Below are 478 nucleotides of genomic sequence, written 5' to 3'. Positions count from 1 at the left end.
ATCATGATCGCCCGGTTGAACTTCGCGTACTCCTGCGCCCAGAAGAGGTCGTTGCGGTACGCGGCCATCTGCGGGGTGTCCGCGACGAACACCGCCAGGTCGCGGTCGATCAGCCCCTGGTTGTGCGGCAGCTTCTGCGCCTGGCCGATGTGGAAGTCGGCCAGTTCCTTGCCGATGTTCCGCGAACCGGAATGCAGCATCAGCCAGACAGAACCGGTCTCATCGAGACAGAACTCGATAAAATGATTTCCGGATCCGAGCGTCCCCATCTGCTTCGTGGCACGTTCCTGACGGAATTTGACCGCGTCGGCGATCCCCCCGAACCGCCCCCAGAAGTCGTCCCATCCCGCCGTCGGGAACCCGTGCAGCTTCCCCGGGTCCACCACGGCGTCGTGCATGCCCCGGCCGACCGGAATCGCCTGCTCGATCTTGGAGCGCAGCCGTGACAGGTCGCCGGGAAGATCGTTCGCGGTGAGGG

At 64.4% G+C, this 478-nt stretch carries 1 protein-coding gene; it reads right to left on the bottom strand.

What is annotated here, in order from left to right:
- Window positions 1–478: RtcB family protein (locus tag AC0AIB_RS31160; RefSeq protein ID WP_465098073.1), on the bottom strand; the 478-nt coding region annotated here is incomplete at both ends.

The sequence above is a fragment of the Micromonospora sp. DSM 43699 genome, assembly GCF_055517075.1.
The sequence above is the reverse complement of the archived record's forward strand: the minus strand, read 5'-3'. Positions and strand labels throughout refer to the sequence as shown.